The organism is Streptomyces rubellus, assembly GCF_036323805.1.
GTDB lineage: Bacteria > Actinomycetota > Actinomycetes > Streptomycetales > Streptomycetaceae > Streptomyces.
On sequence record NZ_JAZDCX010000029.1, the window covers coordinates 14,932 to 28,496 of the forward strand.

Consider the following 13,565-nt stretch of genomic DNA (forward strand, 5'->3'; position numbering starts at 1 on the left):
TCCTGGCAGGCACCCCTGACACGGCCCCGCCGCCCACCCCACGGCTACGGCGACGGCGGCGGCGATGCGGCGCCCCCGGAAACCGCGGGCGCCGGGGGCGACGGCACTGCCGCCACCCCCGGCGCCCGGCCCGGGAACCGGGCCCGTCTCCGTCCCCGTCCTACGGGCGGCGCGGGGCGGAGAACGCGTAGAACGTCCGGCTCGGGTCGCCCAGGCCGATCCGGGCGTAGCCGTTGCCCCAGTACACCGTCCCGCCGGTGATCGCCGGACCGGCCGCCGAGGCGCCCTCGCCCTCGAAGTCCCACAGCAGCTCGCCGGTGGCGGCGTCGAACGCGTACATGTGGTTGTTCAGCGAGCTCGCGTACAGGACGCCGTTGGCCACGCTCACCGCCGCGGTCGCGGTGCCCTGGTGCGGCTCGGGCACCTGCCACAGGATCTCCCCGGTGGCCGGGTCGAGCGCCCCGAAGGAGCTGTGGTCGATGGTCTGGCCGTCCGGCAGTTCGTACGGCAGACCGTTGATGTTGGTCTCGGTGAAGTAGATGCGCTCCCCGTCGGTGGCGGTGCCCCACTGGATGCCGCCGAACTCGCCTCCCGGGCCGACGGCCGAACTCCACAGCACCTCGCCGGTGGTCGCGTCGAGCATCCAGTACTCGCCGCTCTTCTGCCCGGCCCCCACCGCCTTGCGGCCCTCGCCGTGCTCGCCGCCGGACAGCGTGAACAGGTGCGCGCCGTCACCGAAGTCGTGGTCCGGGCCGGGGATGATCGGGCAGTTGTTGGGCGGGAACTGCGGCAGGCAGCCGGTGTTCCAGGAGTCGAAGCGGTCCTGACCGGTGGACCACTTCACCTCGCCCGTCTTCATGTCGAAGGCGATGAACGAGTTGATCATGTTCTCCGGCGGCAGGCACTCGGTCGCCGTACCGCCCGCCTCCTGGCAGTCGGTGACGCTCTGCGGGACGGTGTAGTTGTTGCCGGTGGTGATGTAGACCGTCCCGCTCTCCGGATCGATCGCCGGGGTGCCGCTCCAGGTCGCGGCGCCGGAGAAGCCGTCGGCCGGGTCCTCCCCCTCGGGAGTCGTGTACGTCTTCCACAGCACCTCGCCGGTCCCGGCGTCGGTCGCCACCACGCTGCCCCGGAAGGTGCAGCACGGGTAGTCCGGGTCGCCCGCGGCGGTCTCCTCGTCGGAGGAGACACCCTGGTACACCACTCCGCCGTACACCGCCGGGGACTGGGTGAGGATCGCGTACGGGTGGTCGTCCACCGGCGTGCTCCAGCGCAGCTCGCCCGTGGCCGTGTCGACCGCCAGCAACCGGGCGCCCTGCTGGGTGCCGATGAAGACGGTGTCACCCACCACGGCGGGGCTGCTGCGCGAGACGGCGCCCTCGATCCCGGTGTACTCGGCGACGCTGCGGGACCAGAACACCTTCCCGGTACGGGCGTCGACCTTCCAGAACCTCCCACCCCAGTCGGGGTAGTAGACCGCGCCGCCCACCACGGCCGGGGTCGCCGAGACGTCCCCCTCGGCGGTCGCCGTCCACTTCACCGCGAGCTCACCGGCGTTGGACGGCCCCAGCCGCCGCTCGGACGGATTGGAGCGAGAGTTGGCGAGATCGTGCCCGCCCATCGCCCACCGGTCCGGCCCACCGGGCCGGCCGGGCCCGGTGCCGGACGTACCGTCCGGCACGGCGACGGCGGTCGAGCCCGCCACTCCGACCAGGACGGCCAGCAGGAACGATAAGGAAGCCAGCAGGTACCGCTTGTGCCGCATGGACATGCCCCACCCCGCCCGTCCGGGCGCTCGGAGAACCGGCTTGACGGCGAGAAAGCTAATGTCCACCCGGAGAAACCACAACGGGGCGATCCGGGCATCCGGCCCCGCCCCGTGGCCGGTTCCCGAGGGTGTGCCCACGGCGGAGCGGCGGAGTTCCCAGGACGGTCCCTCCGAGGCCCCGCCCCGGCTGCGATCAGAGGTGACCGACCAGCGCCGCCCCGAAGTTCTCGACCGCGAGGTACGGGTTGAGGTGGGGGTGGCGGCTGCCGACGGCGACATCCCGCCAGTACCTCTGGAGCGCGTTGGAGGTGTCGAACCCACTCGCGCCGTGCAGGTCGAGCATGAGCTCCACCGCGGCCCGGCAGTCCCGTCCGGCGTCCGCGAGATCCATGTGCAGACGGGGCCTGTCGGCAGCGGACAGGTCGTTCGTCTCCGCCTCCCGGGCGACCGCGAACATGGTCCGCTCGGCGCGTCCCACCAGATGGGTCGCCTCCGCCAGCCACTGCCTGGCCGCAGGGGACTCACCCATCCGGGAGTAGTCGCTCATGAACGGCTTCCGGTCCGAGGCGAACATCTCGCCGATCGCGTCGAGCGCACCTCTGGCCGCCCCCACGACCGGGCCCAGCGTGGTGATCGCGTACAGCAGGAGGTCCTTGAGCGGGAAGGGCTCCACTGCCGCGACACGCTCGGCCGTCACCAGCAGGTCCGCTGCGACCGGGGTGTGGCTTCCGGTGCCGCGCATACCGGCCGTGTGCCAGGTCCGCTCGACGGTCAGGTCGGCCACCGGTATCACGGCGAGCGAGAAAGTGCCTTCCACCAGCACGGCGAGCACGGCCCAGGCCGCGTCCTCGCAGCCCGAGACGTTCGGCCAGCGGCCACTGACGCGTACGCCGTCGGCCACCCGCTCGCCGCGGCCCGCGGGAAGGCCCGATCCGCAGGCGAGCGCGTCCGGATCGGCGAAGAAGTCCCGCACCGACGCCTCCGGGAAGGACATCGCGACAAGGTTCTTCGCGGTCGCGCAGGTCCCGGCGACCCAGGCCGTGGACGGGCAGGCCCGGCCGAGAGCGGTCAGACAGCGGGCCACGCTGCTCACGTCCGCCCAGGCGCCTCCGGATTCCCGCGGCGTCCGCAGGGCGAAGACCCCTTCACCACGCAGTGCGGCCAGGCTTTCCGGGGCCGGGCGGTCGGCCGCCTCCGCCTGCTGGGCGTGAGCGCGGAGGGTCTTGCTCGTCGTGTTGTCCGTCAGGTAATCGATCACGACGTCGACCCAATCACCCGCCGCCGGTGGCCGGACATGTCCGAGCGGTACCGGCTCATACGAGGTTGGCCGCCCGCGCCGATACGATCGCCCGCATGGACCTGGTGAGCGAAGTGATCCGCACGGTGCGCGTCGGGCGTCCGGGCGGCCGCGTCATCAGGCAGTCGAATTCCCGGGGGCTTCGGTTTCCCGCCTTCGCCGGTACCGGGTTCCACATCATCCTGCGGGGCACCTGCTGGCTGATCACCGCGGACGAGGAACCGGTGCCGCTGCGTCCGGGCGACGTCGTGCTCACCGCCACCGGTGCCGAGCACGGCCTCAACCGGGTCCCCTGCGCCCTCGAGGACCTGCCGCCGGCCGTGATGGGGCGGATCCCGCCGGCGCCGGGACCGTTCGACTTCGAGTTCCTGTGCGGGGTCTACCGCCTCGAGCACGGCTCCGCCCCGCAGTACCTCAGCACCCTGCCCCCCTTGGTGACGGTGTCGCCGGACTACGACCGCCTCCCCCACCTGCGGACGCTGACCGAACTCCTCAGCACCGACGTGTCCGGCACGCAGCCGGGCACAGCGGCGACACTGCCCGCGTTGCTGGACCTGATCCTCGTCCACGTGCTCCGCCAGTGGCACGAGCAGCAGGGCGCGGCCGCATGGCCGGAGATGGACGATCCGGCCGTCGCCGCCGCTCTCCGGGTGATCCACGAGAACCCGCGGAGGCAGTGGTCGGTGGCCCGGCTGAGCGAGGCGGCAGGGCTGCCCCGGGCGGCGTTCACCAGGCGCTTCACCGCGGCGGTGGGCCGGCCGCCGATGGCCTACCTGATCAGCTGGCGGCTGAGCCGTGGCGCACGGCTGCTCCGGGAGACCGACGCCACGCTGGCCACGATCGCCCGCGAGGTCGGGTACTCCACGGAGTTCGCCTTCTCGGCGGCGTTCAGACGCGAGTACGGGGTGTCGCCGGGGCGTTTCCGCCGCACTCCGGCGGACTCCTTCATCTCCGACGGCGCTTGCCCCGGACCCGGGAACGCGCGCTGAGGGCCTGCCGAACGAGCGACCCTGTCCCACGTTCGGCGGTGACGGAGAGCCATGGCGGCGACGGAGCGGCTGCCGATCACGGACCCGCAGGTCCGCGCAGCACAACGGTCGTCCTCTGGGGGCCGGCCGATCGGCTCGGCGTCCGTCCGTGGGAGATCCGGCGCGACAGGCTCAGCGACCCCGGTGCGCTGCCGACCGCGTCGAGAGGCGGGGCCGGCGGTCAGCTTCGAAGGTGCTGTAGGCCGACCGTTGGCAGGGGCCCCGGCTGATCTCGGGCGGCAGTACGAGGCCGAACTCCCGCTCCAACGCCAGCAGCGCCGTCTCGGATGCAGACCACTCGTCGGATTCTTCGTTCTCTTCCCGAAAGAACCCGACGGCTGCGAGGGCACTGTTCAGCCGGGCGGGGTCGGCGCCCTTCGCGGGCTCGAACATCCAGTCGTCGTAGTGGGCTGTGAGTTCTCCGTTACTCGCTCGAGCGATCAGGGTCGTGCTGTCGGGGAGCTTCCGGATGGAGACGGCCCCGGCGCCCGTTGGCCACGAGCGTCGCGTCACCGATTCGCGCCCCACCTGGGCAGTACCGGGGGCCAGCGTAGCTGCGGACATCGGTGAACAGCATGTAGTCCGTCGGGTGTCTCCCCGGTGCGACGCTCACGATCCCTCCGCGAGCCCGCTGTCGGCTTGATCGCCGGCACCCCCGGCCGTCAGGCAGGTGGCCAGCTCCGCAGGGCCATGTCGGCCACCCGCTGGAGGTCGTCGCGGGTGGCGCCACCGGCGGCCTGGACGGCGATGCCGTTCGCCACGGTCATGAGATAGCGGGCGAGCAGCCCGGGATCGGTGCCGGGGGGCAGGTCACCTTCGTCGACGGCCTGCCGGAACCGGTCGCGGAGAAGGGAGAGGTGCCCGTTGCGCCAGGCGACGAGGGTGTCGCGGGCACCGGCTCCCGGATCGCCGGCGGCGAGGGACCCCTGGACGCCGAGGCATCCGGCCGGGCAGCCGGGGCGGGTGGTGGCCCGGACGGAGCCGTTGAGGAACGCGGTGGCCACCTGCCGGGCGGTCGGCTCCCGCAGGGCCCGGGCCCCGTACGAGGCGGGGCCTTCGGTGTAGCGCTCCAGGGCCTTGCGGAACAGCTCCTCCTTGTTGCCGAAGGCCGCGTACATGCTGGTGCGGGTGATGCCCATGGCGTCGGTCAGGTCGCTGAGGCTGGCGCCTTCGTAGCCCTGTTCCCAGAAGACCCGCATGGCGCGTTCGAGGGCCTCGTCGGTGTCGAACCCCCTCGGCCGGCCGACCGGTGTCTTCCGCCGTGTCTCCATGCCATCGATCATACCTCTTCCGTACCGATCGGTGCAGATGTGCTACGGTCTCTTTAAGTATCGATCGGTACTTAATTTTCTGGAGGTCATCGACATGGGACAGTTCGAAGGCAAGACCGCCGTCGTCACCGGCGGCAGCACCGGGATCGGCCTGGCCACCGCCGTCCGGCTGGCAGCCGAGGGCGCGCACGTGTTCGTCACCGGCCGGCGCAAGGCCGTGCTGGACGCGGCGGTCGAGACCATCGGCCCGGCGAGCGCCACCGCGGTGGTGGGTGACATCTCCGACCTGGCCGACCTGGACCGGCTGTACGACACGGTCCGCGCCCGGGGCCGGGGTCTGGACGTGCTGTTCGCCAACGCCGGCGCCGCGTCGTTCGCGACGCTGGAGCAGATCACCGAGGAACACCTCGAGGAGATCTTCGGCGTCAACGTCCGGGGCACGGTGTTCACGGTGCAGAAGGCGCTGCCGCTGCTCAACGACGGCGCGTCGGTGATCCTGAACTCCTCGGTGCGCGCCGACGACGGTGTCGCGGCGTTCGGCACGTACGCGGCTTCCAAGGCGGCGGTCCGGTCCTTCGCCCGGACCTGGGCCAACGAACTCAAGGACCGCGGCATCCGGGTCAACGCGATCTCCCCGGGCACCATCGACACTCCCGCACTCGACGCCGTGGCCGCGGGAGACGGGCCCGTCACCAAGGCACAGTTCGCCGCGGGTGTCCCACTGGGCCGGATCGGTCGCCCGGAGGAGGTCGCCAACGTGGCGGCCTTCCTCGCCTCCGAGCAGAGCAGCTTCATCCTCGGCGCCAATCTGTACGCCGACGGCGGCGAGAACCAGCTATGACCGCGCGGACGGCATCCGTCGCGTGATCACCGGCGGTGCCCGGCCCCGTTCCTCCTCCGGTCCGGGGCGGCAGGGGCGCCGCCGCCCCGCCCGCTCGACGCGCCCCTCCGGCCGGCCTCGCCCACCACCGGGCGGGGACTGGGCCGCAGCCTGGGACCGCTCATTCCCCCACCGGCTTCCCGGGCGTCCGGGGTCGCCGTACGGGATCGGGCATCTGTCTTTCCGGCCGGACCGTTCCACACGAGCGGCATGGTCGTGAGTGACTCCGAGGGACCCGAGGACACCCATCGCTAACGGCCTTTCCCAGGTGGCCGGGCTGACTCACGGCATCACTACTTCTCCTGCGTCCAGGCGAGCTTGATGCGCATGTCGTCGAACCGCCAGCCCGCCGGGGTCCGTACGGCGGTGCCCGTGGTGCGCAGACCGCTCGTCCGGTAGGGGGGTTCGCCGTCGCGGTGGAAGTACACGACCTGGTTCGCGGTGGCCTCCGCACGGTCACCGTCGACGTGCACCAGCACGTCCCCGTGCATGTGGAAGGTGTGCTCCCGCTCGACCTGGATCCGCCCGAGATGGGCGATCACCTCGTCGAGACCGTGCAGCTCGCCTCCCGGCGAGTGCACCACGACGTCGCGGTGGTAGACGGCGGCGGCGTCCTCGGGGCGGTGCTCGTCCAGCAGGTTGGCCAGGCGGGCGAACAGTCCGGCGATCTCGGCTCGGTCGGTGGTCCGGGTGGTGACGGGCATGACGACTCCTTTGACGGTCGCTCCAATGTTGGTGCAACCAACACTACAGGCAGAGTGTTGGTCGCACCAACACTCGCGCGGATAGGATGGCCGCCATGGACGAGACCCCCGAGCGCCTGACGGCGAAGCCGAGTTGGCTGATCACCCAGTTGGCCGTGCACGCCCGCCGGCTGGTGTTCGACGGCTTCGCCGCCGCCGGGGCGCGCGGGTACCACTACCGCGTCCTGGCGGCACTGCACGAGTTCGGTCCCGCGAGCCAGGCGGAGATCGGCCGCCGGTGCCGCATCGACCGCAGCGACGTCGTGGCGGCCGTCAACGAACTGGTCGAGCAGGGTTTCGCCGACCGGACACCGGACCCGGACCACGGACGGCGCAACAGAGTGACGCTCACCGGGGACGGGCTCCGGCAGTTGCGACGCATGGACGGCGTACTCGACCAGGTGCAGGACGACCTGCTCAAGTCGCTGTCGGCCGAGGAGCGGCAGACTCTGACCCGCCTGCTCGGCCGAGTCCTCGCCCAGCACGAGCCGGAGTGACCACCGCCCCCGCCCGGCTCAGGGCACCAGCACCACCCTGCCGAACACCTCCCCTGCGTCCATCTGGTGGTGGGCCGACGCCGCCTGGTCCAGCGGCAGCACTTCGTGAACGACCGTGCGCAGGTCCCCGTGCGCGGCAGCGGCGAACTGGGACGACCGCACGGCCTGCCGGTCGGGGCCGGGCACGGTGTCGGAGCTGAACGTGGCGAACGACAACGACCTGCGGAAGGCGTCCATCAGCCGCATGCCGAAGTCCGCCGGCGGCTGCCCGCCGACCGTGCCGACGGCCACGTACCGTCCGTTGGAGTTCAGCCTGTCCAGGAAGAGGGGGAGCCGGGGGCCTCCCACGACATCGATCACCACGTCGAAGCCCGCCGGTGCGTCCGGGCCGCCCTCGCCGGAGCGGTCGAGGACATGGGTCGCGCCCAGCTCCCGAAGGCGGGCGCCACGCTCTGCCGAAGAGGTGGTGACCGCCACCGTGCCCGCGCCGCCCCCGGTCGCGAGCTGGACCGCCGTGATCCCGATGCTGCCCGCCGCACCGCGCACGAGCACCGTCTCGCCGGGTGTGAGACGGGCCCGGTCCAGGGCGAAGTGGGCGACTGTGCCGGAGCCGCCGAGGGTCACCGCGTCGGCGGCGGTCAGGCCGTCGGGCAGCGCGAGGACGTCCTCGACCGCGGCGACGGCCTGCTCGGCATACCCGCCGGACAGACCGGTGAACGCCCACACCCGGCGCCCGGTCCACGAGGCGTCCACGCCCTCTCCCACCGCGGTGACCCTTCCCGCGACCTCGCTGCCGAGGAGATGGCCCTCCCGGAAGCCGTGGGCGGCAAGCGTTCCCCGGCGGATCACGGCGTCCACGCCGCCCACCCCGATCGCCTCCGTGGTGATCCGCACCTGCCCCGGGGCGGGAACGGGCACGGGCACATCGACGACCTCCAGGCCGTCGGGGGCTCCGAAGGTCCTGATCACGACGGCTTTCATCTCTGCTCCTCGGGCCGGGGGAGGGACCGATCGCGGCCGCCGCGGCCGTGGGAGCCGAGCCGGCCCCACGGCCGGGGCATCGCCTGCGAAGTGCCGGGACAAGGCGGCGGCACCGCCATCGGACCGTAACGGACGCCCCCGTCCGTTTGGCTAAAGTGAGGGACGATGACCAGCCATCTGCCTCGGACCGTGCGCTCCGACGCCCGCGACAACCGGGCCCGCGTCCTGGACGCCGCCCGCGCGGTGTTCGGCGAAGAGGGCCTGAACGCGCCCATGCGCGAGGTCGCCCGGCAGGCGGGGGTCGGCCCCGCCACGCTGTACCGGCACTTCCCGACCAAGCAGGCACTGATCGCGGAGACCTTCGCCGAGCAGCGGCGGGCCTGCCAGGCCGCCGTCCGCGACGCCCTCGCGGACCCGGACCCGTGGCACGGATTCCGGAGCCTGGTCGAGCGGATCTGCGAACTCCACGCGCACAGCCGGGGATTCGCCGACGCCTTCATGACGGCCTTCCCCGGGGCCATGGACTTCGCCGCCGACCGGGAGCGGACGCTGCGCGCGGTCGGCGAACTGGCCCGCCGCGCCCAGGAGACCGGCCGGCTGCGCCCCGGCTTCGTCGTCGACGACCTGGTCCTCATGCTCCTGGCCCACCGGGGCATCCAGGACACGCCGCGTGCCGTCCGGCTCACGGCCTCCCGCCGCTTCGCCGCCTACGTGATCGAGGCGTTCCGCGCCGCACCGGAGACGGGAGCGCCCACGCCACTGCCGCCGGCACCACACCTGCCGCTCACGCACTCGCCCGGCAGGCCGTAGACCCACCATCCGGAGGGCTGTCCCGCCTTGCGCCCGACAGCCTTTGTTCCCGGCTCCGGGCCGCAGCCAGGTCGGAAAGGACTCCCTGTTCCTCCTCCGACGCCGGGGCGGCAGGGGCGTCACTGGTACAGGCCGCGTTGTGCGGGTGGGTGGTGCGGACTGGGTTGGTCACATGGTGTGACGATGACCGGCTTGTTGCGTTGAGCGGTGAGGAAGGTGCGCCATGTGACGCGCAGAGGTACGGGGAGGCGGCTGCCATGAGGGCGGACAACGACGACGGTGCCAGGAACAGCGGCAGTGGGGCGCAGGGCCGTCCGAGCGGTGAGGCGGAGCTGTCGGACAGCCTCAGGACGTTCGGCGCGGTGCTGAAGGTGCTGCGGGAGGAGGCGAATCTGACGCAGGAGGAACTCGCCCCGCGGGTGCGGTACTCGGCGCACTACATCGCCAAGATCGAGCAGGGCAAGCGGTACCCGCCGAAGGACCTGCCCGCCCGTGCGGAGGAGCCTCTGGGTTACGTCGCCTCCCGCGTCCTGACGGCGGCCTACCGCAGCCTGACCCGCCGCACGGGGCTGGCGTCCTGGTTCCAGTACTGGGCGACCGTCGAGGAGGAGGCGCTGTCGCTGTACGCGTACGAGTGCCGGGCGATTCCCGGCCTGCTGCAGCCCGAGCCGTACATCCGGGCGATCTTCGAGCGTCGCCTTCCTCCCATGACCGAGGAGCAGATCGAACGGCAGGTGGTTGCGCGCCTGGCCAGACAGCAGCTCCTGAACGAACGGCCGAACACCACCTTCTGCTTCCTGATCGAGCAAGCCCTGCTGGAGCGGCGCCTGGGAGGTGCCGACGTCACACGGGCGCTCCTCGACCACTTGCTGGAGGAGGGAAGTCGCCGCAACGTGGAGATCCAGATCATGCCGTTGCGGCAGGAGAAACACTACGGCTTCGAAGGGCCCTTGTACCTCGCCGAGATGCCCAATAACCAGTGGGTCGGGTACTACGAGTGCCAAGAGGACAGTGCTCTCGTCAGTGCCCCAAAAGCAGTCAGTGCGATGCTTCAGCGTTATGGAAAAATGCGCTCGCAGGCTCTCAGTCCAGAGGCGTCCGCAGGCCTGCTGAAGGAGATGCGAGGAGCGCTATGAGCACTACCGAACTGCACTGGTTCAAGAGTAGCTACAGCGGCGGCGGGGGCGACAACTGTGTCGAGGTGGCCATACGTCCCGAGGTCGTTCTCGTCCGCGACTCGAAGGACACCCGGCGGCAGCCGCTGTCCGTGTCCTCGGCCGCCTGGGCGGACTTCCTCGGCCACGCCGCCCGCTGACGCGTAGGTGCGTGCTGTCCGTGCGGCAGGGTCGAGCCCTGCCGCACGGGCCGGTCCGGGCCGTGTGCCCTCCACGTGACCGCCCGGGGCCGAGTGGCAGGATGGCGGGCATGGGCACCGGCACCTTCTCCCTCTCCCGCGGCGACGTGATCGAGCTCGTGGACGAGCCCGGCCGCACCGTCGCCCTGACCTTCGACGACGGTCCCAACCCGCCCGACACGACCGCGCTCCTGGACGTGCTCGCCCGTGAGCGGGTGCGGGCGGTGTTCTGCCTGGTCGGCGCCCAGGTGGAGGCCCACCCCGAGCTCGCGCGGCGGATCGTCGCCGAGGGGCACCTGCTGGGCAACCACTCCTTCCACCACGACGACCTCGAGGAGTGGGAGCCCGAGGCGGTCCGCGCCGATCTGGAGCGGACGCTCGCCGCCATCGAGGCCGCGGTGCCCGGGGCCGAGGTCCCGTTCTTCCGGGCCCCCTACGGGCACTGGGGCCGGACGATCCGCGTCGCCGGGGAGCTCGGCATGCGGCCCCTCGGCTGGCAGCTCTCCGTCTGGGACTGGGAGCCGCCGGGCGCCGACGAGCTCGTCCGCCGGATGAGCGGCGTGGTCCTGCGCGGGATCATCCTGCTGCACGACGGCGGCGGCGACCGCAGCCAGACGGTCGAGGCGGTCGCCACCCTCATCCCGCGCCTGCGGGCCGAGGGCTGGACCTTCACCGTCCCGGGGCAGTGGCGCGGTGGCGGCGCGGCCGGGCCCGCCGACGGGCGTTGATCGGACGTTGATGGATCGTTGATCGGCGGCGGGCAGGCTGCCGCGCATGGCAATCGATTACTCCGGCCCGGTGAGGCAGCTGCCCGGATGGTGGGAGCGCGCCCTGTGCGCGCAGATCGGGTCCGAGCCCTTCTTCCCGGAGCCGGGCAGGACGCCCGTCGAGGCCAAGAGGATCTGCCAGTCCTGCGAGGGACGTGTCGAGTGCCTCGAGTACGCCCTCACCCACGACGAGCGCTACGGCGTGTGGGGCGGTCTGTCGGAGGAGGAGCGCCGCCGCCTCAGGCGCGGCGAGCGGCGGGACCGCTACGGGGACGGCGTGCCCAGATCGGCCTGACGGGAGTGCGGGGGAACGCGGTGGGCGGGCACGCGGTAGCCGTCCACCGCGTCCGCGTACGGCCGCACCGGGGAGTGCCCGGGAGGGCGACACGGAGGCACGGCCCCGTTGCCCGGCCGGGGGCGGGCCGGTAGGAAGGGGCCATGGTCTCTCTCGGCGTGGTGTTCCGCCCCCAGCTGCCCCCCGAACGGCTGCGTTCGGTCGCCCGCGCCGCGGAGGAGGCGGGTCTGGAACAGCTGTGGCTGTGGGAGGACTGCTTCCTGGAGAGCGGCATCGCCGCCGCGTCCGCCGCCCTGGCCTGGACGGAGCGGCTGCGCGTCGGGGTCGGACTGCTGCCGGTGCCGCTGCGGAACGTCGCGCTGACCGCGATGGAGGCCGCCACCGTGCACCGGATGTTCCCCGGGCGGGCCGTCCTCGCCGTCGGCCACGGGGTGCAGGACTGGATGGGGCAGGTCGGGGCGCGGGCGGAGTCGCCCCTGACGCTGCTGCGCGAGTACACCGACGCGCTGCGGGGCCTGCTGCGGGGCGAGCGGCTCACCGTGGACGGCCGCTACGTCCGGCTGGACGGCGTGGCGCTGGGCTGGCCGCCGCCGCAGGCGCCCGCCGTGCTCGGCGGGGCGAGCGGCCCCCGCTCGCTGCGGCTGGTCGCCGAGGCGGCCGACGGCGCCGTCCTCACCGCCGGCAACCCGCCCGAGGCGGTACGGCGGATGCGCCGCATGCTGGACGGGACCCCGCCGCCCGAGGGCGGCGGGGTCCGGCGCGAGCTGGTCGTCTACCTCCACGCGGCGACCGGCCCGGACGCGGACGCGCGCATGCGGGCCGAGCTCGAGGCCTTCGGCGACGCCCCGGAGACCGCCGCCACCGGCGACGCGGCGACGGTCGCGGCGGCCGTGCGGCGGCTGGCGGCGGCCGGGGCGGACACCGTGGTCCTCCAGCCCGCCGCCGACGAGCCGGACGTGGAGGGGTTCATCCGCTTCGCGGCCGGGGAGGTCCGCCCGCTGGTCGGCTGACCCCGCGGGCGGTCCGTCACCGTGGCGTCCCCCGGGTGAGCCGGGCCAGGCAGGCGTCCAGCGGCTGGACGTAGCCGGGCAGCGGTTCGGCCAGGTCCCACCAGCACACGGCTGCGATCTCCCCGTCGTGCTCCCCGTCGGTCTCCCCGCCGCGCTGCTCCGCCGGCCGGAACGGGCGGGGCGCCGCGGTGCACCCCGTGAACAGCGCCCCGTACTCGGCCCGGCGCTCCGGGCCGAGCCGGAAGGCCGCCCAGCCGGCGAACCGCGGCGGCCGGTCGGGCCGCTGCCCGCTCTCCTCCCGCAGTTCGCGCAGCGCCGCCGCGCGCGGACTCTCCCCGGGCTCGATCAGCCCGCCCGGCAGCTCCCACCACCGCCGCGCCCGGCTGAACACCATCAGCACCCGGCCGCCGTGCCACAGGGCGGTCAGCGCCAGCGGCAGCGGCGCGTCGGCCGGGGGCGCGTCCTCGGTGCCGCGCACCAGGGACAGCAGGACGTTCCCGCGGTCGTCGGCGGCGAGCGGCCGCATCAGTCGCAGGGCTCCCCGCCGACCTGGAAGGAGCCGCCGCGGTGCCGGGGGATCAGCTCCACCTGGACCCGGTGGACGGCGTCCCGGCTCACCCCGCCGCCCAGGTCGGCCGTCACCACGCCGATGCGCAGCCCCGCCCTGCCGGTGCCCTCGCGGCGCACCTGGACGGCCACCTCCAGATGGACCCGGTCCACGGCGAAGCGCAGGCCCCCCGCGCTGCCGTCGCCCTCGCGCTGTGCCGCCGTCAGGTCCTCCCGGACCTGACGGATCACGTCGTCCAGTCCGATGTCCGGACCGGTGCCGCCCGTACCGCCGGAGTTCGCCACCGCTCGGCCCCC

General features: G+C 73.0%; 17 protein-coding genes. 9 read left to right on the forward strand and 8 right to left on the reverse strand.

The window, feature by feature from the left end:
* Nucleotides 1–160: 160 nt before the first annotated feature.
* Both V1L54_RS26030 and V1L54_RS26035 read right to left on the reverse strand, forming a co-directional pair.
* Nucleotides 161–1,771, reverse strand: coding sequence for an outer membrane protein assembly factor BamB family protein (locus V1L54_RS26030; protein WP_330120582.1), 1,611 nt, complete (start codon nucleotides 1,769–1,771; stop codon nucleotides 161–163).
* A gap of 190 nt (nucleotides 1,772–1,961) precedes the next feature.
* Complete coding sequence (locus V1L54_RS26035; protein ID WP_330120583.1) at nucleotides 1,962–3,026, reverse strand: acyl-CoA dehydrogenase family protein; 1,065 nt, start codon at nucleotides 3,024–3,026, stop codon at nucleotides 1,962–1,964.
* 95 nt (nucleotides 3,027–3,121) lie between these two features.
* Between V1L54_RS26035 and V1L54_RS26040 the strand changes: the two genes are divergently transcribed.
* Nucleotides 3,122–4,054, forward strand: coding sequence for an AraC family transcriptional regulator (locus V1L54_RS26040; protein ID WP_330120584.1), 933 nt, complete (start codon nucleotides 3,122–3,124; stop codon nucleotides 4,052–4,054).
* Nucleotides 4,055–4,225: 171 nt separating this feature from the next.
* On the opposite strand, the gene V1L54_RS26045 is transcribed toward V1L54_RS26040, so the two are convergent.
* Together V1L54_RS26045 and V1L54_RS26050 are read right to left on the reverse strand one after the other, a co-directional pair.
* Nucleotides 4,226–4,486, reverse strand: coding sequence for a hypothetical protein (locus V1L54_RS26045; protein ID WP_330120585.1), 261 nt, complete (start codon nucleotides 4,484–4,486; stop codon nucleotides 4,226–4,228).
* Between the two features lie 269 nt (nucleotides 4,487–4,755).
* Nucleotides 4,756–5,364, reverse strand: coding sequence for a TetR/AcrR family transcriptional regulator (locus V1L54_RS26050; RefSeq protein WP_330120586.1), 609 nt, complete (start codon nucleotides 5,362–5,364; stop codon nucleotides 4,756–4,758).
* A 94-nt stretch (nucleotides 5,365–5,458) separates the two neighbouring features.
* Between V1L54_RS26050 and V1L54_RS26055 the strand changes: the two genes are divergently transcribed.
* Nucleotides 5,459–6,205, forward strand: a complete 747-nt coding sequence (locus V1L54_RS26055) for an SDR family NAD(P)-dependent oxidoreductase (RefSeq protein WP_330120587.1) — start codon at nucleotides 5,459–5,461, stop codon at nucleotides 6,203–6,205.
* A 332-nt stretch (nucleotides 6,206–6,537) separates the two neighbouring features.
* Here V1L54_RS26055 and V1L54_RS26060 read toward each other — a convergent pair whose 3' ends face one another.
* Nucleotides 6,538–6,948, reverse strand: coding sequence for a nuclear transport factor 2 family protein (locus V1L54_RS26060; protein ID WP_330120588.1), 411 nt, complete (start codon nucleotides 6,946–6,948; stop codon nucleotides 6,538–6,540).
* Between the two features lie 95 nt (nucleotides 6,949–7,043).
* On the opposite strand from V1L54_RS26060, the gene V1L54_RS26065 reads away from it, so the two are divergent.
* Nucleotides 7,044–7,484, forward strand: coding sequence for a MarR family winged helix-turn-helix transcriptional regulator (locus tag V1L54_RS26065; protein ID WP_330120589.1), 441 nt, complete (start codon nucleotides 7,044–7,046; stop codon nucleotides 7,482–7,484).
* A gap of 18 nt (nucleotides 7,485–7,502) precedes the next feature.
* On the opposite strand, the gene V1L54_RS26070 is transcribed toward V1L54_RS26065, so the two are convergent.
* Nucleotides 7,503–8,465 carry a zinc-binding dehydrogenase gene (locus V1L54_RS26070; RefSeq protein ID WP_330120590.1) on the reverse strand — a complete coding sequence of 321 codons (963 nt, stop codon included), beginning with the start codon at nucleotides 8,463–8,465 and terminating at the stop codon, nucleotides 7,503–7,505.
* Between the two features lie 165 nt (nucleotides 8,466–8,630).
* Here V1L54_RS26070 and V1L54_RS26075 point away from each other — a divergent pair, with 165 nt between their 5' ends.
* From V1L54_RS26075 to V1L54_RS26100, 6 genes are all read left to right on the forward strand, one after another.
* Entirely contained in the window at nucleotides 8,631–9,275 is a 645-nt protein-coding gene (locus tag V1L54_RS26075; RefSeq protein WP_330120591.1) for a TetR/AcrR family transcriptional regulator, read from the forward strand.
* Nucleotides 9,276–9,532: 257 nt separating this feature from the next.
* Nucleotides 9,533–10,411 (forward strand): helix-turn-helix domain-containing protein, encoded by an 879-nt coding sequence (locus tag V1L54_RS26080; RefSeq protein WP_330120592.1) that lies wholly within the window; start codon nucleotides 9,533–9,535, stop codon nucleotides 10,409–10,411.
* The gene (locus V1L54_RS26085; RefSeq protein WP_330120593.1) at nucleotides 10,408–10,590 is read left to right on the forward strand and encodes a DUF397 domain-containing protein; all 183 of its coding nucleotides are present in this window, start codon (nucleotides 10,408–10,410) and stop codon (nucleotides 10,588–10,590) included. The genes V1L54_RS26080 and V1L54_RS26085 overlap by 4 nt, the downstream gene beginning before the upstream one ends.
* A 110-nt stretch (nucleotides 10,591–10,700) precedes the next feature.
* On the forward strand, nucleotides 10,701–11,357 hold the full coding sequence (locus tag V1L54_RS26090; RefSeq protein ID WP_330120594.1) for a polysaccharide deacetylase family protein: 657 nt from the start codon (nucleotides 10,701–10,703) through the stop codon (nucleotides 11,355–11,357).
* A 46-nt stretch (nucleotides 11,358–11,403) separates the two neighbouring features.
* A complete protein-coding gene (locus V1L54_RS26095) occupies nucleotides 11,404–11,691 on the forward strand; it encodes a WhiB family transcriptional regulator (protein WP_330120595.1) in 288 nt (95 codons plus the stop codon).
* Between the two features lie 143 nt (nucleotides 11,692–11,834).
* A complete protein-coding gene (locus tag V1L54_RS26100) occupies nucleotides 11,835–12,701 on the forward strand; it encodes an LLM class flavin-dependent oxidoreductase (protein WP_330120596.1) in 867 nt (288 codons plus the stop codon).
* Nucleotides 12,702–12,717: 16 nt separating this feature from the next.
* Here the strand turns inward: V1L54_RS26100 and V1L54_RS26105 are convergent, their stop codons facing one another.
* Entirely contained in the window at nucleotides 12,718–13,227 is a 510-nt protein-coding gene (locus V1L54_RS26105) for an NUDIX hydrolase (protein WP_330120597.1), read from the reverse strand.
* A complete protein-coding gene (locus V1L54_RS26110) occupies nucleotides 13,227–13,553 on the reverse strand; it encodes a trypco2 family protein (RefSeq protein WP_330120598.1) in 327 nt (108 codons plus the stop codon). The genes V1L54_RS26105 and V1L54_RS26110 overlap by 1 nt, the downstream gene beginning before the upstream one ends.
* Nucleotides 13,554–13,565 lie beyond the last annotated feature (12 nt).